At 27.8% G+C, this 23,998-nt stretch carries 21 protein-coding genes; 18 read left to right on the top strand and 3 right to left on the bottom strand.

Annotation, left to right across the window (positions count from 1 at the left end; genetic code table 11):
• Nucleotides 1-108 precede the first annotated feature (108 nt).
• The 7 genes from DAD81_RS12865 to DAD81_RS12835 all read left to right on the top strand — a co-directional run bounded on the left by DAD81_RS12865 (nt 109) and on the right by DAD81_RS12835 (nt 7,805).
• The gene (locus tag DAD81_RS12865; protein WP_157961127.1) at nt 109-1,746 is read left to right on the top strand and encodes a serine hydrolase domain-containing protein; all 1,638 of its coding nucleotides are present in this window, start codon (nt 109-111) and stop codon (nt 1,744-1,746) included.
• Nucleotides 1,747-2,056: 310 nt separating this feature from the next.
• A complete protein-coding gene (locus DAD81_RS12860) occupies nt 2,057-3,550 on the top strand; it encodes a sensor histidine kinase (protein WP_111708675.1) in 1,494 nt (497 codons plus the stop codon).
• Between the two features lie 275 nt (nt 3,551-3,825).
• Nucleotides 3,826-4,137, top strand: a complete 312-nt coding sequence (locus DAD81_RS12855; RefSeq protein WP_245949257.1) for a phosphoribosylpyrophosphate synthetase — start codon at nt 3,826-3,828, stop codon at nt 4,135-4,137.
• The gene (locus tag DAD81_RS12850; RefSeq protein WP_111708673.1) at nt 4,134-5,003 is read left to right on the top strand and encodes a DnaJ C-terminal domain-containing protein; all 870 of its coding nucleotides are present in this window, start codon (nt 4,134-4,136) and stop codon (nt 5,001-5,003) included. The genes DAD81_RS12855 and DAD81_RS12850 overlap by 4 nt, the downstream gene beginning before the upstream one ends.
• A 1-nt stretch (nt 5,004) precedes the next feature.
• A complete protein-coding gene (locus DAD81_RS12845) occupies nt 5,005-5,301 on the top strand; it encodes a chaperone modulator CbpM (RefSeq protein ID WP_111708672.1) in 297 nt (98 codons plus the stop codon).
• Nucleotides 5,302-5,378: 77 nt separating this feature from the next.
• A complete protein-coding gene (locus DAD81_RS12840; protein ID WP_111708671.1) occupies nt 5,379-6,095 on the top strand; it encodes a VIT1/CCC1 transporter family protein in 717 nt (238 codons plus the stop codon).
• Between the two features lie 48 nt (nt 6,096-6,143).
• Nucleotides 6,144-7,805, top strand: a complete 1,662-nt coding sequence (locus tag DAD81_RS12835; protein WP_111708670.1) for a MutS-related protein — start codon at nt 6,144-6,146, stop codon at nt 7,803-7,805.
• Between the two features lie 125 nt (nt 7,806-7,930).
• Here the strand turns inward: DAD81_RS12835 and DAD81_RS12830 are convergent, their stop codons facing one another.
• A complete protein-coding gene (locus DAD81_RS12830; protein WP_111708669.1) occupies nt 7,931-11,272 on the bottom strand; it encodes a DUF5107 domain-containing protein in 3,342 nt (1,113 codons plus the stop codon).
• A 164-nt stretch (nt 11,273-11,436) separates the two neighbouring features.
• On the opposite strand from DAD81_RS12830, the gene DAD81_RS12825 reads away from it, so the two are divergent.
• A complete protein-coding gene (locus DAD81_RS12825; RefSeq protein WP_111708668.1) occupies nt 11,437-12,735 on the top strand; it encodes a hypothetical protein in 1,299 nt (432 codons plus the stop codon).
• An 81-nt stretch (nt 12,736-12,816) separates the two neighbouring features.
• Here DAD81_RS12825 and DAD81_RS12820 read toward each other — a convergent pair whose 3' ends face one another.
• Complete coding sequence (locus DAD81_RS12820; RefSeq protein ID WP_111708667.1) at nt 12,817-14,637, bottom strand: DUF5060 domain-containing protein; 1,821 nt, start codon at nt 14,635-14,637, stop codon at nt 12,817-12,819.
• 155 nt (nt 14,638-14,792) lie between these two features.
• Between DAD81_RS12820 and DAD81_RS12815 the strand changes: the two genes are divergently transcribed.
• Nucleotides 14,793-16,517, top strand: a complete 1,725-nt coding sequence (locus DAD81_RS12815; protein WP_245949255.1) for an RluA family pseudouridine synthase — start codon at nt 14,793-14,795, stop codon at nt 16,515-16,517.
• Nucleotides 16,518-16,534: 17 nt separating this feature from the next.
• Here DAD81_RS12815 and DAD81_RS12810 read toward each other — a convergent pair whose 3' ends face one another.
• A complete protein-coding gene (locus DAD81_RS12810) occupies nt 16,535-17,467 on the bottom strand; it encodes a hypothetical protein (protein ID WP_111708666.1) in 933 nt (310 codons plus the stop codon).
• A gap of 474 nt (nt 17,468-17,941) precedes the next feature.
• On the opposite strand from DAD81_RS12810, the gene DAD81_RS12805 reads away from it, so the two are divergent.
• The 9 genes from DAD81_RS12805 (at nt 17,942) to DAD81_RS12770 (ending at nt 23,960) form a co-directional block, all read left to right on the top strand.
• The gene (locus tag DAD81_RS12805; RefSeq protein WP_111708665.1) at nt 17,942-18,400 is read left to right on the top strand and encodes a DUF6452 family protein; all 459 of its coding nucleotides are present in this window, start codon (nt 17,942-17,944) and stop codon (nt 18,398-18,400) included.
• Nucleotides 18,366-19,064 carry a DUF6048 family protein gene (locus DAD81_RS12800; protein WP_245949253.1) on the top strand — a complete coding sequence of 233 codons (699 nt, stop codon included), beginning with the start codon at nt 18,366-18,368 and terminating at the stop codon, nt 19,062-19,064. The genes DAD81_RS12805 and DAD81_RS12800 overlap by 35 nt, the downstream gene beginning before the upstream one ends.
• A gap of 33 nt (nt 19,065-19,097) precedes the next feature.
• On the top strand, nt 19,098-20,045 hold the full coding sequence (locus DAD81_RS12795) for an isopenicillin N synthase family dioxygenase (protein ID WP_111708664.1): 948 nt from the start codon (nt 19,098-19,100) through the stop codon (nt 20,043-20,045).
• Nucleotides 20,042-20,212 carry a hypothetical protein gene (locus DAD81_RS20720; protein WP_157961126.1) on the top strand — a complete coding sequence of 57 codons (171 nt, stop codon included), beginning with the start codon at nt 20,042-20,044 and terminating at the stop codon, nt 20,210-20,212. Before DAD81_RS12795 ends, DAD81_RS20720 begins: the two co-directional genes overlap by 4 nt.
• Before the next feature lie 43 nt (nt 20,213-20,255).
• Complete coding sequence (locus DAD81_RS12790; RefSeq protein ID WP_111708743.1) at nt 20,256-20,606, top strand: translation initiation factor; 351 nt, start codon at nt 20,256-20,258, stop codon at nt 20,604-20,606.
• 2 nt (nt 20,607-20,608) lie between these two features.
• Nucleotides 20,609-21,481, top strand: coding sequence for a nucleoside phosphorylase (locus tag DAD81_RS12785; protein WP_111708663.1), 873 nt, complete (start codon nt 20,609-20,611; stop codon nt 21,479-21,481).
• A 49-nt stretch (nt 21,482-21,530) separates the two neighbouring features.
• On the top strand, nt 21,531-21,680 hold the full coding sequence (locus DAD81_RS20715) for a hypothetical protein (protein ID WP_157961125.1): 150 nt from the start codon (nt 21,531-21,533) through the stop codon (nt 21,678-21,680).
• Nucleotides 21,681-21,808: 128 nt separating this feature from the next.
• Entirely contained in the window at nt 21,809-22,741 is a 933-nt protein-coding gene (locus DAD81_RS12775) for a peptidylprolyl isomerase (protein WP_111708661.1), read from the top strand.
• 523 nt (nt 22,742-23,264) lie between these two features.
• Nucleotides 23,265-23,960, top strand: a complete 696-nt coding sequence (locus DAD81_RS12770) for a Crp/Fnr family transcriptional regulator (protein WP_111708660.1) — start codon at nt 23,265-23,267, stop codon at nt 23,958-23,960.
• Nucleotides 23,961-23,998 lie beyond the last annotated feature (38 nt).

Raw genomic sequence — 23,998 nt, 5'->3', positions numbered from 1 at the left:
ATTTAAAGTCGAACACATTTTTAGCTATAAAATCAGTCCGATTTCCTATTGTCAAACTCTTTACTTGATTTTATGTTTCACTTTTGTCTGGAACAAAAAATAATAAAAATGAAACATCAAATCGTTATTATCTCAATTCTATTTATCCAATCAATATTTGTTTCGGGTCAAACAAATAGTCTAGAACAACAATCTTATTCTAAAATTGATTCATTATTCAATTCACATTACAAATCTAATACAACAGGTGCTGCATTTACTATAATTAAAGATGGAGAAACTACCTATAAAAAATTTAAGGGATTGGCAAACGTAGAATATCATTTACCTATAACTGATTCTACAGTATTTAATATTGCTTCAATATCCAAACAATTCACCACCTATTTAGCACTTCTTTTAGAACAAGAGGGCAAACTTTCTTTTTCTGATGATATTAAAACTTATTTACCAGAATTAAATCACTTACCCAACAAAATAACAATCAAAGATTTAACTACTCATACACATGGTTTGCCAAATACTGATGAGTTGGCATATCTTAAAGGTATTTTACCCAATGGAAAAATGACTCATCAACAAGTAGTAAGGATGTTATTAAACATTAAACAGACTAATTTTAAAGTTGGGGACAAATATGAATACAATAATACAGGATATATTTTACTCTCTGAAATTATAGAACGTATTGAAAAAAAGCCATTTAAAGATCAATTACAACAAAGAATTTTTGCACCTCTTGGTATGAATCATTCAAAAGCAATTGATGATATAAATATAGTAGTTCCTAATAAAGCTTACTCTTATCAATTAATAAATAACACTTACAAAAATTATCCTGTGAAATTATCCACAATAGGTTCTTCTGGCATAAATACAACTATTAATGATATGATTATATGGGCAAAAAACTATCAAAACCCAATTATTGGTAGTAGATCATTTTATAACAAAATGGAGCAAGCAACATTACTTAATTCAGGTAAAATAATTAATTATGGTTTAGGACTTCAATTTGATTCTTACAAAGGGGTAGAAATTGTATTTCATGGAGGTGGAACAGCTGCTTACCGCTCTTATATTTTACATGTACCAAAACACAAACTTTCAATTATAATTTTAGCCAATACAAACGATTTTTCAGCACTAGATTTAGTGTACCGTACAATAGATATCCTTTTAAAAGATTACACAATAGAAGCTTCTAAAAAAGTAACAATACCTAGTATAAAACAACTAAAAAAATATGAAGGAACTTATGAGTTTCAACCAGGAGTTTATTTTAATATCATTGCAGAAAAAGACACTCTATATTTTCAGGAATTTGGTTCAAAAACCAAAAGCCCACTACCTTCTTTAGATAAAAACACTTTTGAGTTTCCATACATTCCATATTCTAAATTTATTTTTTCTGATAATAAATTTGATTTTCGCATTGCAGATTTCACCTATGAATGTTTTAAAACCAAAATACAACAGCCAAAATTAGATGAAATAGACTTAACTAATTTAACAGGAGTATTTATAAATAAAGAACACAATATAATTTACGAATTATTTATAGTAGAAAACAAACTTAACCTTAAGCGTACTTTTGGAAATACTATTATTTTAAATCCACTTACTTTAAAAAGCTTTTATTCTTCAGAATTAGGAAAATTAGATTTTACTTATAACGAAAAAGGCCTTGTTGAAGGTTTTAAATTATCAGGACAAAACTTTAAGAATATAATATTTAAAAAATAATACTCATACAAAGAACTAACACATTTAACGAATTTATTAAAAACTCATTTATATCAATAATTATTTTAAAAAGGTATCCCTAGTTTTTAATAAATTCTCTTCTAAAGATTTATTTTATAATCTTTTTACACCAAAATTTTTAAGAAATACATTAAGAATAAACAAAGCACTTTCTAACATAAATATTATCATAAAACTAAAGCAACTCAACCTTTTTGTAATTTATTAATCAAAAGAATTATATTTACCCTTTATGACATTCACATAGTACGTGAAAGCTCTATATTTTGAACAATAAATAAAAATCAAAATGTTAAAAGAAGACCATTTATTTGGTGAAGACAAAAGGTTTAAACAACTTATCAAAAATTCTTTTGATATGATTGTTCTTTTAAATTCAGAAGGAGTTCAGCAATATATTAGTGAGTCATGTGAGAAAATACTGGGTTATAAGCAAGAAGAGTTAATCAATATTTCTGCTATTGAGAAAATGATTCATCCAGATGACCGGGAGTCCGCATTAAAAGGCTTTTTAAATATTGTTAAAAATAAAACAAATGGTGGTGAGCAATACCGCCATCGTCATAAAAATGGTAGTTGGGTTTATCTAGAAGCTTTTGGGACTAATCAATTAAAAAATACTGCAATAAAATCTATAGTTCTTAATGTACGTGATATTACTCAACGGAAAAAAGCAGAAGAAAAACTTAAATTTAATTATTCTTTGCTTAGAATTGCAGGTGAAACTGCAAAATTTGGAGGCTGGAATTATAATGTAGCAGAAAAAAAAATACATTGGAGTGATGAAATTGCAATTATGAGAGAAGAACCATTAGGTTTTTCTCCTGATTTAAAAAGCGGAATCGCAGCTTACGAACCAGAATATCGTGATAAAATCTCAAAAGTATTCCAAGATTGTTTAGAATTAGGAATTCCCTACGATGAAGAAATGATTATTTCAACTGCTAAGGGAAATAAAATATGGGTACGTACTACTGGCAAAGCTGTAAGAGATTATAAAGGGAATATAGTTATGCTTCAAGGTTCTTTTCAGAATATTACTTCAAAAAAATTAAAAGAAGAAGAATTAAAAGAAAGTGAAAAAAAATTAAAAGAACTAAATGCTACAAAAGACAAGCTTTTCTCCATTATTGCGCACGATTTAAGAAGCCCTTTTAATACAATTTTAGGTCTTTCAAATTTGTTAGCTAACAATACACAAAATTATGATTCTGAAAAAGTTGAAAAATTTAGCTCCTATATAAATTCCGCAGCATTAAACACACTTACCTTACTTGATAATTTATTAAATTGGGCAAAATCACAAACGGGGCAAATTATGTTTAATCCTGTAAAATTAAATTTACAACCATTAATAACGCACATAATTGAGGTCTTAAATCCAGCCGCAGAACTTAAAAACATAACATTAAAACATTTTCAAAGTAATGGTCTTGAGGTTTTTGCAGATCAATATATGCTAAAAATAATAATTCGAAATTTAATTACTAATGCTATAAAATTCACTAATTCAGAAGGTTGCATAGAAGTTAGTGCTTTGGAAAAAAATAATTTTATTGAAATTACGGTATCAGATAATGGAATTGGAATGAATAAAGAAACTTTAAATAAATTATTTGAATTTCAATCCAATGAAACAACAGTTGGAACAGCAAATGAAAAAGGTTCTGGTTTAGGCTTAATACTTTGCAAAGAATTTATAGAAAACCAAGGAGGGAAAATTTGGGTTGAGAGTGAATTAGGCAAGGGAAGTAATTTTAAATTCACTTTACCTTTAAAATGATTAAAACTACTTTTAAAAATAATTAATAATATTAATACTCAATTATCTTTTTCAAATTAATTTAATATAAATATTACCCAATAATAAAGAGTTTACAAAGCAAATAAAAGCTTTAAAAATTGAATAATAATTAACTTCAATAGTTATAATTTATTTGTAACTTTAATATGTTATTAATAATACAAGTATCATAACAAACTAATTTTATTATTCAAAAAAACTGTGGTATTACTTATTCATTAGTTTTAAGCGTAATTATTGAATTAAATTTAAAAATGATGGGCACTATAAATTTTGATACACTTTCACAAGCTGTTGATTCTTTAACCAACAATGGATTTACTGAAGATTTTAAAGCTGAAGAGAAAACTATTGTAGCTCTCTATTCTAAAAAAGAATATTTACCAAAAGAACTTAAAATTACCCAAACCTATCGTTTTGACGGCATGGACAGTCCAGAAGATGATACGGAACTTTTTGCTATAATTGCTAATGATGGTACAAAAGGAACAATGGTAATGTCCTATAGTGCAAAACATAATCAGAATGTTGAATTAATAAGAACCATAAAACAAATTGCTAAATGACATTTGTAGATTATTATAAAATATTAGGTATTGAAAAAACCGCAACTGATAAAGATATTAAAAAAGCATATAGAAAGTTAGCGCGTAAATACCATCCCGATTTAAATCCCGACAATAAAGAAGCCGAAAAAAAATTTAAAGAAATTAATGAGGCTAATGAAGTGTTAAGTAATTCTGAAAACAGAATAAAATACGACAATTACGGTAAAGATTGGAAACATAGTGAACAGTTTGAAAAAGAAAAACAACGCCAAAGCTCCCAAAGACAGCAAGGATATTCAGAACAAGATTTTTCTGATTATTTTAGCTCTATGTTTGGTGGAAATAGCTCATCATATAAACAAGGAAATAGAAAATATAGAGGGCAAGATTTTAACACTGAGCTTCACTTAAATTTAAAAGATGTTTTTGAAACTCATAAACAAGTACTTACTATTAATAATAAAAAAATAAGACTTACAATACCTGCTGGAGTAGAAAATGGCCAGGTTATTAAAATAAAAGGAAAAGGTGGAGAAGGAATAAATGGAGGACCTAATGGAGATTTATATATTAAATTTTCTATAAAAAATCATACTAAATTTAAAAGAGAAGGAAACAATTTATATGCATTTGTAGATTTAGATTTATACACTGCTATTTTAGGAGGAGAGATTACTATTGATAGTTTTAAAGGCAAAGTAAAATTAAAAATTGCCCCCGAAACCGCTAATCTTACAAAAGTAAAATTAAAAGGAAAAGGTTTTCCTATTTACAAAAAAGACAATCAATTTGGTGATTTAATAATCACTTATCAGCTTAAAATACCTACCAATTTAAATGATAAGGAAAAAGAATTGTTTGTTGAATTACAAAAATTACAATAAAATGGCTTTACAAGATTTAATACTTATAGAAAAACTTTGTATACAGTATAAAATAGAACTTTCATTTTTTGATGCTTTAGATAAAATAGGGCTTATAAAAATTGAAATATATGAACATAATAAATTCATTCAACAAGATAAAATAAGAGATCTTGAAAAAATAATTAGAATTCATAACGAGTTAAATGTAAATATAGAAGGTATTGATGTAGTATTTAATCTTTTAAAAAACGAAAAAGCACTGCGAGAAGAAATTAAGACTTTAAAAAACAGACTAGGCTTATATGAAAATATTTAAATTCTGTTTTTATGGAGGTACTAATCAAAAACAAAACGTTACTTTTAATTAGATTTTTAATACAATTAAAGAAATAAATGAACGAAAATTCAGAAGAATTAGATAATTATTTAGATAATCACTACATACATAGAAGCAATTGGTTAAGAGCTGCAGTTCTTGGAGCAAATGACGGAATTTTATCTACTGCAAGTATTGCTATTGGTGTTGCTGCGGCAACTGATATAAGAGAACCTATTATTTTAGCAACCTTAGCAGGATTAGTTGCCGGAGCATTATCCATGGCAGCCGGAGAATACGTTTCGGTAAGTTCGCAAACTGATGTAGAAAAGGCAGATATTGAAAGAGAACGAATAGAATTAGAAGAAATGCCTGAAATTGAATTACAACGTTTAGCAGACATTTATGAAAAAAGAGGCCTAAAAAAAGAAACTGCCTTAATTGTTGCTAAAGAACTTACTTTAAAAGATGCTTTAGCAGCTCATGTTAGAGATGAATTAGGAATTAATGAGATAAATGAAGCAAATCCCATTCAAGCGGCAATGGCTTCAGGTGCAGCATTTACTATTGGAGGACTCCTACCCTTTTTAGTCACAATCTTTTTACCTTTAAAAAGCATGGAATTTTCACTTTATGGTTTTTCTTTATTCTTTCTTATAATTTTAGGAGCATTATCAGCTAAAACTGGTGGATCAAATATTGGAAAAGCAATTATAAGAATTACCTTTTGGGGAACAATTGCAATGGGATTAACAGCTGCAGTTGGTTATTTGTTTAATGTGAATATTGGTTAATTAACCATACTTTTAAATCCTCAATCAAACCATTCCCTTAAACAAACAATGGAAAATAAAATATTTATTTTAACTATAATAATTTTTATTCTTGTTTTAATTTCAATAATTAGTAGTTATTCAAGAAAAAAAAGAATTAAAAGATTAAAAAATACACTCCTAATAAATTGGGGAAAGCCAAAAGAAAACGAATATTTTAATTTTTATAGTATTAAACAATACTTTAAAAATAGTATTCATAAAAATAAATCATTCCACTTAATAACTGAACCAACAAGTAAAGATTTAGATATAGATGAAATTTTTAAATTTATAGACCGAACAACTTCTAAAATTGGTCAACAATATCTTTATTATAAAATTAGAACAATTGGTACTATTGAAAAATTAAAAAATTTTGACACATTAAGTAATTTGTTCTTAAATAATAAAACATTAAGAATTAAAAGTCAATTAATTTTATCTAAACTAAATTCTAACAATGCTTATGATTTGGAAAATTTAATAAATGATAAACCAATTGAAAAACCTACCTATTTAAAACTTATTTACGTTTCTTCTTTAACATCAATTCTCTTAATTATTTCTGGCTTTTTTAATCCTATATTTTTCCTTTTTTTAATTCCCGTATTTTTTATAAATACCGTTTTTCATTATAAAAATAAAGAAAATATAACTTATTATATTAGTGCCGTAAATCAACTTTCTAAAGCTTTAACAGTTGGTAAAAAACTTTCTAAAATTGAAGAAATAAATAACTATTTTTCAGATGTGTCCTTTCTAAAAAAAGTAAGTACAATAAAAAATAAAACTGAATTTATTGCTTTTGAAAAACAAATAAGTAATGAATATGCATTGTTCTTTTGGTTTGTTATTGAATTGTTGAAAATTCTATTTATGATTGAATATCTTGTTTTTTATAGTTTTGTTGATGATATTTCAAAAGAAAAAGAAAGTATTGATAAACTATTTCAATTTATTGGAGAAATTGACGCTGCAATTTCAGTGGCATCATTAAAAGCAGACCAGGTAGAAACTTGCGCTCCTAATTTCACTTTAAACAAACAAATTACTACCAAAGAAATTAAACATCCTTTAATTAAAAATTGTATTCCAAATAATTTAAATCTAATTAATAAAAGTTTGCTGTTAACGGGTTCAAATATGTCTGGTAAAACTACTTTTATTAGAACCATTGCAACAAATTCTATTTTAGCTCAAACATTAAATATTTGTTTTGCTAAAGAATATTCAGCTCCTTTTTTAAAGGTATATTCTTCAATTAGAATAACTGATGATTTACTGGATGATACCAGTTATTATTTAAAAGAAGTATTAACAATTAAAGAACTTATTAAAGCTTCTGAAGATAAAAATCCTTGTTTATTTGTGCTTGATGAAATTTTTAAAGGAACAAATACAATTGAAAGAATTTCTGGTGGAAAAGCAATTTTAACATTTATAAATAAAAAAAATCACATTGTATTAGTTTCAACTCATGATGTAGAATTAACTGAACTACTTAAAAACGATAGTTACGAATTATATCATTTTAACGAAAGTATTGAAAACGGAAAACTAATTTTTGATCACAAATTAAAACCGGGTAAACTAAAAACTAGAAATGCTATTAAAATTTTAGAATTATATGATTATCCAGATGAAATTATCATTGATGCTAGAAAAACAGTTCAAAATAATTTTGGTTAATATTCAATAAACAAAAAAGAAAACTCCAGTAATAAAAACCTTTTTTTTAAAGTCTTCACTACTGAAATTTTACTTTAAACCTTAGAATAATTTAGAAATAATTTTAAATTAATTCACTAGTAAAATTATTCTAATGTGAATTTTCTTGCATATATATGAACTGAAGCCAACATAGCATTATATGCTACATTATAATCCTTTTCTAAAGCTAATTCCATAATTTTTTGGGCTTTATCATTTTCACCTAAATAATTATAAGACAATGATAAAATATAATCATTAACAGCAGCATTATTACCTCCCCGTTCATTTAAAAGGGTTTCTTCTTCATTCAATTTAATCATTGATTCTATTTCACTAATCAGCTTCTTAACAATTTTATCACCTTCCTTTTTACGCCCTAGCTCTTTTAATGCTTTTGCTTTAAAAACTGTAGCAACAGAAATAGGGTTCATATTCTGATTTATAGCTTTCTTAAAATACTTTTTTGCTTTTTCGGTCTGCTTATCCAACTTATAAGCCAACCCAACATAATAATCTGTTCGAGTGAAAACTGGATGATTTACAATAACCTCATTTAAGTATTTTGGGTATAAATAAGATTTTTGAAATTCTTCAATTGCTTGCTTATAATTACCTTCTTCCATCATTTTTTTACCGTTCCCAATTAATGCTTCTGAATAACGCACATGACGAAACGGTATACCCAATAATTTCTCAACCGCACTAAAATATGAATTTTTCAATATATTTTGAGCATCAACATACCTTCCAACTTTATTATAAAAATCAACAGCATTAAGTGCAGATTCCCCCTTACGATACAATAACTCTAGATTATTATCATAATGCTCTTCTAGTTTCTTATTATTCCCTTTTTTTATATATAAAAACTCTAATTCACTAAACGTTCTTAAACTATTATTTGAATTTGCAAAAGACTTCTCCATTAGATAAATTGTAGCATCAACATCATCAACTTTCTCAACATGTCTACCTATTGCTAAATTTCGATTTACTCTACTATTATTCGGATTTAATTTATTTGAAGTTTCCCATAATGTTATGGCTTCTTTATGACGTCTTAAATGATATAACAAGTCTCCTAAATACATCATTGCAATATCATCTTCAGGATTGTTTTTTAAAACATCTTTTAAAACTGGAACAGAACTTACCCTAAACGGAAACACATAATTAGTATTTGTTGCTGATGCCTTTTTATAATAATTTAAAGCTTCTGTGTTTCCCCCCATTTGCATTAAGCAATATCCCAAATAGTAATTTACCATTGGATACATAGATTTTTGTGAAGCATAATTTTCTTCTGCAATTCTTAAAACTTTCAAGGCTTCAGTGTAATCGTTTAAATTCATATAGAATATTGCAGTCTCCATATAATTTTGTGAACCAAGAAAAAGTTTATCTTTTCTATCGAATAAAAAATTAATTTTATCAATTAGCTGCTCGGTTGCTCCTTCTAATTCCATTCTTTCTATATAACCCACAAAATTAAGTGGGTCTCTTTCAAATGATTTTGCAAGATAAAATTGAGCTTTATTTTTATCACCCAATTTTCTTGTAACATAAGTGAAAAGATTATAAATATTAGGATGTGTAAGATATGATAAAGGAACTTCCTCTAACCTTCTCAATGCCTCATGTAAATTACCTTTTAAAACCTCAACCTGCGCCAAATAAAACAATGAATTATCCAAATCTCCCCTATTTCTAGAAGATTTAGCAAGATATTTATGAGCATTATCAAGTTCACCTAACTGAATATATGCATAACCATTTAAAAAATCAGCTCTTGAACGACCGTAAAAATGACCCGTTATATATGACTTTGCAAATGTTTCATTGGCTTTTTTATACTCACCTCTCTTAACTTGAATAGTTCCTTTTAACCTAAGAGCTCTTGATTCTGTTGGATTTCTTAATAAAATTTCTTCAATATATTCATCTGCATCTGTACCATAAAAATCAAAATAATTAGACATTGCTTTTGTATAAAGCTGATCTATAGTCAATTCTTTTTTATCTATTTCTAAAATCTTATGATGAACAGGTAGTTCTGATTTAATTTTATTTACATATTTAAAAAATGGTTTTTTAGTATTGTCTACAATTATCAATTCTAAAGTATCTGATTCTATTGATTTCAGATTTAAATTTTTGTTATAAATTTCACCTACCTTAAAATCATAATTCAACTCTTCAATCTTTTTACCATTTTTCAAAATAGTAATTACTGAGCTTGGCAAATTAAGTGTTGGTGCTAGATCCAATCTATAATTATTATCATTAATTCTTTTAAAATTAACGGCAATTTCTTTTGTTGCTTTTATAAATCCTGAAGTATTTTTAATAGGGTACCAAAAAATAGAAAATTCTTTAACTTCAAATGGCTGTAACACACCGTATCCGTGATTCATTCTTTCATTAAAAGCCTGATGTTGCAGCTCAATATAACCACCATCATTATCACTTAAAAAAGTATCCCATTGTTTACCACTTTCTGAAGTTCCCCAAGTAAAGTATTTTTTTCCTGGAGCAACTCTATGATCTGCAACAACAACTGAACCAGCATTAATACCTTTATCATGGGAATAAACTCCCCAATAATCCATAACCGTTCCTGTACCATCAGTAAAAGCAGAAAGTGAATGTTTTACATTTTTTACCCAATTCCAATCTGTACCATCTTTTGAATATTCAGACCATTTTTTTAAATTACTAATTCCATGTCCAGTTGCATATGTTTCTTGAGGATAGATTAATTCCATCTCATCTGTAGCATGCATCGCCGCATTATTAGACGATACAAATGGTACCATATAAGGAACCGTACTTATAAACCTTCCTTTAGTTTCTACAAACAATGCATCTGGTCTTAAAATAATTTCATACTCCCATTTCATCATTCTCACAGGTTCTATTTCTGCAACTATCACAGTTTTACTACCATCTGAATTCTCTTTAATATCATAAGTTATTTTATTCATTTGAGTATATCCATGACCTCCAGGATGATTGTATTCCAACCCTCCTGATAACCATGCCGAGCGCACTGCAATTTCTGCTGGTTTAATAACATTATTATAATATAAAAAATCCCACCCGTTTCGTTTATCAACAGCTCCTTGTATTCTTCCTCTTAATTGCGGAATTATATCCACATATATATAATCATTTTCTAAACGAACAACTTCATATTCTACCTCTTTTTTTGTTGGTTTATAATCATTCTGAAATGAATATGGATACGTAGATCTTTTATCCCTAAAATATTTTAAGCCCTCAATTTTAAAATCCTTTAAATAAGCATTAGGATCATCTGCTCCCATATCATAAGTAGGAATATTCTTTTTAAAAACTTTAATTTTTACAGATTGTTTTTGTGCAAATAATGTGCTTATAAAAAGCAACATTAAAAAACTTGTTAATGGTTTAATAAATTTCATAAAAGTTATATTTGGTTAAATAATTAGTTTAAAATTAAAAGCAGAAGACTAACTGCTTTTTCAATTTAGCAATTAAAGTTTAATTTCCTTCCACAGACTTATGTTCAAAGTTTTTGCAAACTTTGTGCAAAGTTTATTTAAAGTTTTTCTATTTTTAACCTCATATGAATGATAAGGATTATCTAAAATATTGTTTAATTGAAATTGAGAAAAAACTTAACTGGGATAAACCAAACTTATGGAAAGATCGAGATTTTATAAAATTATCTGAAATCATTTCAGCTGAATCTAATATTTCAATTAGTTCACATACATTAAAACGTCTTTTTGGTAAAATAAAATATGTAAAATCCTATAACCCACAACAGGCTACAAAAGATGCTTTGTCTATTTTTATTGGATTCAAAAATTGGGATGATTTTATAGAAACAAGAATTTCTATTAATAGTGATAATTCTAAAAACAAAAACAACCCGAAAAGATATACTCTAAGTGAAAATTGGTTAAAACTCGTTTTAATTTCTGTAAGTATTTTGGTTATTGCATTTTTATATATGGTTTTTATTTCTCCCCAAGCTTTTAAAATAAATAACAATTTTAAATTTGATTTAAAAGACTCAATTGGTTTAACACCCTATACAATATCTATAAATTATAATATAAGCGAAATAAACACAGATAGTATAATTGTTGATTATAATTTTAAAAACCCAATTAGAGGCCCTCGTACAACCAAATTAAATAAATCTAAGTTTATAAACAATTTCACATATCAAATACCAGGTTATTATCAGGTAGATTTAAAAGTTGATGGTGAAACTATAAATTCAAAAAAAGTTCTTGCCCTATCCGATGGTTGGGATAGTTATATAATGCCTGAAAAAGATTCTCAAACATTTTGGATAAATCGTAAAATTGAATCGCATTCTGAAAATGGTTCATTGTATTACAGCCCTCAAAGAATTAGAAACAATGGTTTTAATGATCCTGTATTTTATGTTGTAAATAGACTCTTTAAACAATTTGAAATTGATGGAGATAATTTTGAATTAAAAGCGAGATTTAAAAACACCGAAGATATTGGAGGGATAACTTGTTATAATTTTAATTTGAAACTTTTTTGTACCAATGAAACAAATTATTTCAGTTTAATGGAAAATGGTTGTTCGCAATATTCTGGAGTTAAAATTGGTGAAAAAGTAATAAACGGAATGGATACTAACCTTTCTTCTTTTAAACTTGACACCCAAAATTGGAATTTATTTAATGTTATTGTTAAAAACAAAAAAGTAAAAATTTATATAAATAATAAATTAATTTTTGAATATATTTACAATACCACAAATGGTAAAATTGTAGGAATTGAAAATATTTTTAAAGGTTGTGGAATGTTAGATTTTATTGAATTAAAAGATTTAAATAAGGGACCTATTTACGTTTATGATTTTTCATCAACACCATAAATTATTAGTCTACATTTTACACAAAAAAAATAACTGTTTAGATAATTCTAAACAGTTATTTTTTTGAATTTATTTAATTGATTAGGATATTTTCTTTACCAAAACAACCCAATCTTTATCCATATCTTTTGGTGGATTTCCTAAGGACTGCAAATTTCCACCTTTTACGGTTTTTATGTTACTATTTTGAAGTTCACCTCCAATTCTAGGGTTATACCATTGTATAGAATATTCACCTAAATAAGATTTTAAATTCAACTTGGCTTCTCCACCTTTCTTTAAAAGTATTACATAAGTATCACCTTCTAAAGAAAAACAATAATCATTTTTGTTAGAAATTAAACTATCATTATTTGTCATTTTATCTACAGGTAAATTATTCTTAGTGAAAAAATCTAAACATATTTTACCCATTTCCCAAAACTTATCTCGTGAACGATAATCTTCACAAGACAAATCAGAATGTGGGTGCTTATAACCAAAATACCACTCTGTTCCCCAAGCACCAGCTAACATTGCTCCCCACAATCCATTGGTTCTAGCAAAATAATGTTCAGGATCTTCTTCATCTGTTATTAATGAATGCTGTGCATCACCAGGCTCATCACAAGCAACCGCCCAAACTTTACCTGCTGCTTTAGCTTCTGCTAAAACTTTAATAACTTGTTCGTGAACTTTACTAAAATCAGCTTTATTAGTTTGTAATGAAGCTCCTGTTAGTTTTGATTTATTTCCATACATAGCATCATACCAATTACCATTGTGAATTACCATATGATGGTGATAAGCATCAACACTATAAATATATTCAGACAAAGCTCTTCGCTGATAATCATCTAATGGCATTGTAGGGATTTTATCATAATTACCCCAATCTCCAATTTCTTCACATAAATTCCAGTTTAGAGCTAAATGATGTCCAAATCGCGCTATTAATTCACGGTAATATAGTTTAGTTAAACCTCCAATTGCTCCAGCATCTAACAATCCTTGATTTTCATATTCTAAGGTTTTAAAATGTAAAAATATTCCTAATTCCTGTGCGTGTTCAAAAACAATTTCCCATTGATCTAATTTTGAACAATCAAAACGATCAAAAGTATCATAGTTTATATATGGAAACACATTCTGATCATCTCCAGATATATTATTTGTTAAAAAGGAAACTGAATTCATACCTTTTGAGGCCAAATAGTTTACTGCTCCAATTATTTCCTTTCCTTTACCGTCTTTCCATATAGGATTATTATTTTTCCAATCTTTAAGATGCGCTGACCATTTTTTTACCAAATTATCTTTATGTCCATCCGATGCAAAATCACCATCAAAAGCATAATATGATAAGAAATTTTCAGGAGCATCAGATCCGCACTTATAAAATACCTCTCCCTTTTCTGCTAGTTTTAAATATGGGGTACCATCATATTTCAATCTACCTCTCCCTCTAAAATCACTACCAACTTTATCCGTAGGTTTAATTGTGAAATTTCCTTTTGTACCGTCCATAAATTTACCAGATGGGGCACCTTTTTCACGAGTTCTAACTGCAGCCCATTTACCTTTAATAAATTTCACACTATAAGACCACTCTCCTATTTCATCTGGTGAAAAATGAACTTTCCATTTATTCCCTGAAGTTGCTGAAGTTTGTCCTGCATTTCCATCGGCTGCAAAATAACCAGGAATTAAATATGTTTTCCCTGTCTTGTTATGTTTAAAAGAAACATCTAATCTGTAATTATAAAACGGATTAAACTCATCATTTTCAGAACATTCCGGACCATCAAAAACTAATGTTAATTTGTGCCATTTTTTTAATTCTCCATCTATTTTTTGAGCTTGCAATTCAGTAATAAATACAGTTAATATAAAAAGAATTAGTAAAGAGATTTGTTTTTTCATTATTAAAATATTTCGGTTTATTTTTTCTCTCCGAAAGATAATACTTTTTATGATTTACAAATTATTTTAGTGCTCCAAAAAGTAATTTGAATAATAATAAACAAAAACTAATTGTATTCTATATGATTATATAAATTGACTCTTATTCTAAAAAAGTGAATTTCAAAAAAAGTATATTTGCTCAAAATTTTACCCAATTTATTGTGCAAACACATTTTCAACACTTCTCAACTACCATAAACCATATAAAATTACCAAGTAAATTTACATTCCCCTTTTACTATGAGCCTCACCCATTATGTGAATTAGCTGCAACTGAAGTTCAAAATTACTTAAAAAATCAAACCGATTTTGAACATAATTTTGGCTTAGACATTTCTAAAAAAGGATTGGTTATTGGAAAAATGTTTGGTGTATTGGTAGTGAAAAACCAGCAAAATGAAATTGGATATATTACAGCAGTTTCAGGCAAGTTGGCAGAAAAAAATAAGCATAAAAAGTTTGTCCCTCCTGTTTATGATATGCTTACAAAGGATTCTTATTTCCTAAAAGAAGAAACGATTTTAAATAACATTAATTTAGAAATAGAAAAATTAGAAAATAACACTGAATATTTAGTATTGCTAGCACAAGAAAAGTTAGAAAATAAAAAAGCAAATATTGATATTCAAGAAAAAAAAGAAGCCTTAAAAGCTGCTAAAAAAGACAGGAATTCACGTAGAGAAAAAGCAAAATTAGAATTATCATTAGAAGATTATACTCTTTTTGAAAAGACTTTAAGCAAAGAGAGTTTAGAAACAAAATATTTTTTTAATAATGTAAATCGTTATTGGAAACATACCTTAAAATCTGTTAAAGAAAAACTATCAGTTTTCACCAATAAAATAGAACTATTAAAAGATAAACGTAAAACAAAATCAGCAGCATTACAACAATATTTATTTGAACAATATCAGTTTCTCAATTCAAAAAAAGAAGTCAAAAATTTATCTCAATTATTTATTGATACTACTGAACAAAAACCACCTGCAGGCTCTGGAGAATGTACAGCTCCAAAATTATTGCAATATGCATTTTTACACGATTTAAAACCGATAGCAATGGCTGAATTTTGGTGGGGACAATCACCAAACAAAGAAATAAGAAAACACCAACAATTTTATCCTGCTTGTCAAGGAAAGTGCAAACCAATATTAACTCATATGTTGGCTAGAATTGAAATGGATACAAACCCGATGTTACAAAATCCGGCAATTGGTAAGGAGCTAGAAACTATTTTTGAAGATGAATCTTTAATTGTGGTTTACAAACCTGCCGAATTTTTATCGGTTCCTGGAATTCACATTCAAGACTCGGTTTATACACGAATTAAACAACAAGTTAAAAATATTACCGGTCCAATTATTGTGCATCGGTTAGACATGTCTACCTCTGGATTATTAGTTTTGGCAAAGAACAAAAAAGCACACAAAAACTTACAAAGTCAATTTATAAATAAAACCGTAAAAAAAAGGTACACGGCTTTATTAGATGGTATTGTAACTGATGATAATGGAACAATTAACTTACCACTTCGGGTTGATTTAGATGATAGGCCAAGACAATTGGTTTGTTTTGAACATGGAAAACCAGCTGAAACAAATTGGGAAGTTGTTGAACGGAAAAACGGAAAAACAAAAATACACTTCTACCCTATTTCTGGGCGAACACATCAATTACGTGTACATGCTTCCCATTCTTTAGGATTAAATATTCCTATTATTGGTGATGATTTATATGGTAAAAAATCTAATAGATTGTATTTACATGCTGATACATTAGAATTTAAACATCCAATAACTAAAGAAAAAATGACATTCTATAAAGAAGCTGAATTCTAATAGAATATTTAATTTTTCTAAGGTAATACACGAGACATCCACCAAGCAACATGAGCAGAACTACCCACAAGTGGCTGCCTCTTGGTATCTTCAATAGTAGACCAATCTTCTTTAAATGAGATTGCTCGAGTTTTCAATTTTTTTGGCAATCCAGCAGGAAATAAATCTCCCGCAACAGATTGAAACTCTGCATAATTTTTTCTTCTTTTTGAAGGAGTTCCTCCCGGAATATTTAGCAATAAACGAGATGGAGGAATTAAACGAATCATATTTTCTGTTTCCCAAATAACACCTGGCGTAATTCCAACTGTTAAAATAACTAGATTTGCATTTCTGGCCATTTGTAAAACCTCTTCTTTCCAGTTATCATCTGAGACATAAACATTATCTGCTCCAATTATAGGTGGTGATCCTGGCTCTCCAATAGCAGCTATATTACCAAAACTAAGTGTGAGTTCTGACAAAATCTCTCCAAACTCATAATTTTCTTGTCTTCGGAGACCTCTTAACCATAATTTTAACTCAAATTTTTGAACTTTTAATAGCTCCAAAAAAGCTGTTGGTCTTCGATCTCTTCCCCAACTGTAATAAACTTTCCAATCTGTGTCTTCAGAAAATGGGCGTAAAAAAAGAACTCCTGGTGCAGATTCAAGTTTAACAAAACGAGGCGATTTGTGTCTACGTGCCTTCTTTCTTAAGATAATAACTCCTAAAACACTGAGTATTGCTAATAAAATAAATAAAGGTTTGGGTATAGGTACCAAATCATAAAGTGGATTTTGCACATTAAAAAAGGGAATTAATGACGTTGAATTAATAAGAAATATGAAAAAAAAGATCATAAGTAAATTACTAATCTTACGATATAAAACTCCACGTGAACGCGTACTTTTCACCATTGCAGGACGACTTCGGTCTGCCACCTCTTGCTCTTTCAATTTATGCTTCATACGACATTCTTTTTAATATGAATTAAATACAAAAAATCAGTTAATTTAGATCCCCACCAACAAACACACTCATAAGATACTAATATATAGCTAAATAAAAAATAATGAATTTATTTATATAAAACCAAATCACTATTAAATATTACAAACTCTTCACCAAATAAAGACTAAATAAGAAAGTCTAAATCTTCAAATATTAATCTATTTTCAATAATAACTATTCTTTAAAAAACAATGAAAATGGTATTAAAAATGAACCTTAACCATAAAAAATAACGTTGTTTATTTATTAAATTTCTACTTATAAATTTTACTTTTTCTTTCCTATATTTGCTCAAATAAAAAATAACCTAAGACACTTAATAAATAAAACAGTCTTAATCCTATTTAATCAGTTTAATAAGCAATAAATTGTTGTTTTTAATGTTTGAAACATACCTTATAAAAAGGTAATTTAATTTGAGTTAACTCAATATGAAAAAATATATTTTAGTTATAATTTTATCTTTCACTCTAGTTATTAGTTGTGATAAAGATGATATATGTTTAGAAGACACAACACCAAATTTAGTGTTGAAATTTGTTAGTTTTGAAAATGACACTATTATTAAAGAGATTACTATTGATAGTATTAGAGCTTTAAACTCCTACGATATTGAGTCTTTTCAGGCTTCTTCGTTGGATTCTATTAGCATTCCGCTAGACTTTAATGAAAACACAACAACTTATAAAATTTCATCTAATGGTACTTCAGACACTATTGTATTTAACTATCATAGAAATGATGTTTTTGTTTCAAGATCTTGTGGTTATATTACCATTTTTGAAGATTTAGAAATAGAAAGCACAACAAACCATTGGATTAAAGGATTTAATATTAATAATACAACTATAGATAATGACACCATTTCGCATATTAATATTCTCCATTAGTTTATTACTTAGTTTTTCTTCATTTTCTCAAGAAGAAAAAACTAAAGATACAATTAAAACAAAAGTAAGCTATGGATTAAGAGTAGGTGCCGATATTAGCAAACCTGTAATTTCTTTTTTTGATGAAGATTCAAAAGGATTTGCTTTGGTAGGTGATTTAAAAGTTGCTACTAATTATTATGCTGCCTTTGAATTTGGATTTGATGATGTAACCAGAGAAGAAGATTATTTCAATTTTTCTGCTAAAGGATCTTATTTAAAGGTAGGGGTTAATTATAATGCTTATGAAAACTGGAAAGGAATGGATAACGAAATATTTTTTGGTTTACGTTACGGTTTAAGTTTTTATGAACAAACACTTATTGATTATACTCCTAATGCAGATGGAACTTATTTTACTTCATCACCAATTGAAGTTGGAACAGAATATAAAGACTTAAATGCCCATTGGCTTGAATTTGTATTTGGAATGAAGGTTGAAACCCTTAACAACTTGTATTTAGGAGCTCAAGTAAGTATTAATAAAATGATGAGTGCAGATGATCCTGAAAACTTTAAAAGCTTATATGTTCCTGGCTTTAATCGTGTATTTTCAAATGATTTGGGAATTGGGTTTATTTATACTTTAAGCTATAACATACCTTTAATTAATAAATTCAAATAAATTTTGTTAATTTTAGGTTCCAAAACCTAGAAAATGAAAAATATTCCAAGTTTAGATTTATCAGATTTTTTATCTGATGATCCACAAAAAAAACAAAAATTCATAAAAGAAATCGGTCAAGCATATGAAGAAATTGGCTTTGTTGCTTTAAAAGGTCATTTCTTATCAGATGACTTAACTGCCAATTTGTATGCTAAAGTTAAAGATTTTTATAATTTACCAGATGAGATTAAAGAATCTTATGAAATAGAAGGAATTGGAGGTCAAAGAGGATATACATCTTTTGGTAAAGAAAGTGCTAAAGGAAAAAAAGTAGGAGATTTAAAAGAGTTTTGGCATTTTGGACAAGAAGTAGTTGGTAATGATAAATTAAAAGCAGAATATCCAAAAAATGTAATTGTAAATGAAGTTCCCGGTTTTAATTCTATAGGAATGGAAGCATATAAAAATTTGGAAAAAACAGCAATATACGTATTACGTGCACTTTCCCTTTATATAGGTTTAGATGAATTTTATTTTGACAATTATGTAATTAACGGAAATAGTATTTTACGCCCAATCCACTACCCTCCTATAAAAGGAGAACCAAAAGGTGCTGTTAGAGCTGCAGCCCACGGAGATATTAATTTAATTACTCTTTTAATGGGAGCCTCAGCTTCTGGCCTAGAAGTACAAAATAAACAAGGTGAATGGATTCCTGTTACCGCATTACCAGAACAATTAGTGGTAAATGTTGGAGATATGTTAGAAAGGTTAACAAACAATAAATTAAGATCTACTATACATAGAGTTGTAAATCCTCCTAGAGAAGAATGGGATAAACCAAGATATTCAATACCTTTTTTCACACATCCTATAAGTGAAATGCCTTTAAATTGTTTAAAAGAATGTATTGATGATGTGCGTCCAAAAGTATACGATGATATTACTGCAGGTGAATTTTTAAATGAACGTTTAAAAGAATTAGGCCTTATTAAATGATCTCAAAAAAAGTTATATCAATATTTACATTTGGTGTTTTTTTATTAATAGCAGGTGCAATTTTAAAATTCTCAAACAATCCACAAGCAAATTTAATTATGGCAATTGGTTTAGTTTTTGAACTTTTGGCTGCCCTTGTATTTATCTGGAATAAACTTAAAAAATAAATACATTTTAAGTAGCTTTGTACTAATAATTCGCAATTTAACAATGGGTAAAAAAAAATTAAATAGTTTAGATAGTTTAGGTGGTTTTGTATTTTCAACCAATAATGATTTTGAATACGAAAAAGAAAATCAACAAGAAAACCTTAAACCCAACCAACAGCATTTAGAAGCCCATTTTTCAAATAAAGCAAGAGGAGGTAAAACAGTAACTGTTATTACTGGTTTTGAAGGCTCTGAAGATGAATTAAAATCTTTAGGGAAAATGTTGAAACAAAAATGTGGAGTTGGAGGAAGTGTTAAAGATGGTGAAATTATTATTCAAGGAAAATTTAGAGATAAAATAATGGAAATCCTTAAAAAGGATGGTTATAATGTAAAACGCGTTGGCGGATAAATATGAAAAAAATAGCAGAATCAGAACTTATTTTAAATCCTGATGGTAGTGTTTACCATTTAAATTTAAAACCCGAAAATATTGCTCAAGATATTATTTTTGTAGGTGATCAAAATAGAGTTCCAAAAATCTCTAATTATTTCGATTCTATTGAATTTGAAACTCAAAAAAGAGAATTTAGAACAATTACAGGTGTTTATAAAGGAAAAAGAATTTCAGTTATTTCTACCGGAATAGGACCAGACAATATAGATATTGTTATGAATGAATTGGATGCTTTGGTAAATATTGATTTGGAAAGCAGAACTATTAAAAAGAATCACACTTCCTTAAACATTGTTAGAATAGGAACATCTGGTTCACTTCAAAATGATATTCCAGTAGATAGTTTTGTACTTGCAAAATATGGTTTAGGATTAGATGGTATGCTTCACTCTTATAAATGTGAACACATATTAGAACCAGATTTTGAAGATGCGCTAATTAAACATACAAACTGGAGCCCAAGAAAAGCAAGACCTTATATTGTAAAGAATAGTAAAACATTAGGTATGAAATTATCTGGAAATGGGGTTTTTGAAGGTGTAACTGCTACTGCAGGAGGTTTTTATGGACCACAAGGTAGGGTTTTAAGATTACCAATTCAAGATCCAGAATTAAACAATAAAATTGATAGTTTTGAATATAATGGACTTAGAATCACTAATTTAGAAATGGAAACTTCAGCAATTTATGGTTTATCTAAATTACTAGGACATGAGGCTTGTTCTATGAATGCAATTATAGCTAACAGAGCAAATGGAACTTTTAGCGAAGACCCTTATAAACCTGTAGAAGAACTAATTATCTATACATTAAATAAACTTTGTTCATAATTTTTTGTATATTTCCCCTTTAATAAATCTCAAAATAACCCCTAATAAAATGAAAAAAATAACTTTTACCATACTAGCAATTACATTTACATTATTATGTACCTCTTGCAAATCTGTCAAAGGTTGTGGATTAACAAGTGATAATTCAAAAATTGAAAATATTACAAATGAATCAATTATTGTAGCTGAAGCTGAATAATTAATAAATTTCATAAATTATTAAAAATCTGGTTTTTATCAGATTTTTTTTTGTTTTATACAAAAATATTATAATGCTTTTATTTCAAATGAAAGTATGTATATTTGCCTTCAATAAAATTTAAGAAAATGAATAACGGATTATACGCAAAATTTAACACTTCAAAAGGTGTTATTTTAGTAAACTTAGAATTTGAAAAAACTCCTGGAACAGTTGGTAACTTTGTTGCTTTAGCTGAAGGAAATTTAGAAAACAAATCTAAACCACAAGGTACACCTTATTATGATGGTTTAAAATTTCATAGAGTAATTGCTGATTTTATGGTTCAAGGTGGTTGTCCTCTAGGAACTGGAACTGGTTCTCCTGGTTATAGTTTTGATGATGAATTTCATCCAGATTTAAAACATAGTGGACCTGGTATTTTATCAATGGCAAACTCTGGACCTGCTTCAAACGGAAGTCAATTTTTTATTACTCATGTTGCTACTCCTTGGTTAGATAACAAACATACAGTTTTTGGAAATGTTGTTGAAGGTCAAGACATTGTTGATACAATAGCTCAAGATGATATACTTGAAACTTTAGAAATTGTAAGAGTTGGTGCTGATGCTGAAAACTTTAATGCTGTAGAAGCTTTTAGAGTTTTTGAAGGATCTAGAGCTAAACGTGAAGAAGAAGCTAAAAATGCAGTAAAAGAAGCTATGGATAAAATAGCTGCTGGTTATGATGAAACTCCAAGCGGATTACGTTATAAAATACTACAAACTGCTGAGGGAAAACCTGCTACAAAAGGAAGTAAGGTTTCTGTACACTACAAAGGGCAATTAGTTGATGGTCAAGTTTTTGATTCTTCATACCAACGTAAAGAACCTATTGATTTTACAATTGGTGTTGGTCAAGTAATACCAGGATGGGACGAAGGAATTCAATTATTAAAAGTTGGTGAAAAAGCCAGATTAGTAATCCCTTCTAACTTAGCATATGGTTCACAAGGTGCTGGTGGAGTTATCCCTCCAGATGCTACACTTATTTTTGATGTAGAATTAGTGGGAGTTAAATAAAAATTCTCTAAACATATAAAAGTAAAAAAGCATTGAAATAATTTCAATGCTTTTTTTTTGAATAATAAATACTTAAAAATATAAATAGAATCGATTAATAAATATTAACTTTTAATATTGAATTTTTTTATAATTAAACGAACTTTAATTTATAACCTTACAAAAACATAATTGTTAAGATTGAAGAAAACATCACAACTTTACCAATAGTAAATTGGTGAAATTCATTTTAAAACCCAACCAAACAATTTGTACAAACAAAAACAACTTAAATAATATATCAACAAATATTATAAGTGAAAGTACAATCAATAATTTTAATAATGTTTATCTAATAATTCAATTTAAAAATTAAACCTCTAATTTAATTCTATTTATATTTCAAAGTACAAACCAACTATAATTCTTATGTAAATGTAGTTACACTCTTTTGTTTAAAAAACAACTTTATAAAGGTATTTTTTATTCTTTATGATGTAATTTTACATTACTAAAAATGTAGTTTTATTTTAAATTAAATTCTATGCCAGATTTTTTAAATAAAGAGAACCATCTTAAATATACTTTACTAAATGCAAAAGGCTGTTTAAATAAGCTAACCATTGAAGAAAAGAATGAATTGGTAAAGCATAAATCTGATATTGAATTTGAATCTGGTGAAACTATAATTAAACGCGGTATGGACGTGAATAACATTCTATACTTAAATGAAGGTCTCGTAAAATTAGAAATTTCTAATGATGGTACTCCTTGTTCCTTAGGCTTAATAGAGCCTCATTCTTTTATTGGTATAATATGCTGTTTCGCTTTTGAAAATATTGATTTTACTGCCACTGCTTTAGAAAAATCAAAAGTGAGTTTTATAGATAAAAAAGTATTTGAAAACTTCATTAAAACTAATGGGGATTTTGCTTTGGATCTAATGAAGCATATGTCTGGAGTTTCCAATGCTATTTTTCATAGAATTACAACACTTTCACAGAAAAATATTGATGGGGCACTTTCAATTATTTTATTAGATTTTGCTAAAATTTACAATTCAAATTCTTTTATAATTCCAATGGTTAGAAAAGAACTTGCTAATATGCTGGGATATTCTAAAGAAAGTGTAATTAACACCTTGTCTAAATTTAACAAAGAAAATATAATTAAAGTTTCCGATAGACATATTGAGATTCTAGATCTAAATAAACTACAGCAAATTAGCAAATTGGGATAATTACTGTTTAAAATATCATTTCACAACGTCTAAATGCT

It is taken from the genome of Lutibacter citreus (assembly GCF_003260195.1).
In the GTDB taxonomy this organism is placed as follows: Bacteria; Bacteroidota; Bacteroidia; order Flavobacteriales; family Flavobacteriaceae; genus Lutibacter; species Lutibacter citreus.
The sequence above is the reverse complement of the archived record's forward strand: the minus strand, read 5'-3'. Positions and strand labels throughout refer to the sequence as shown.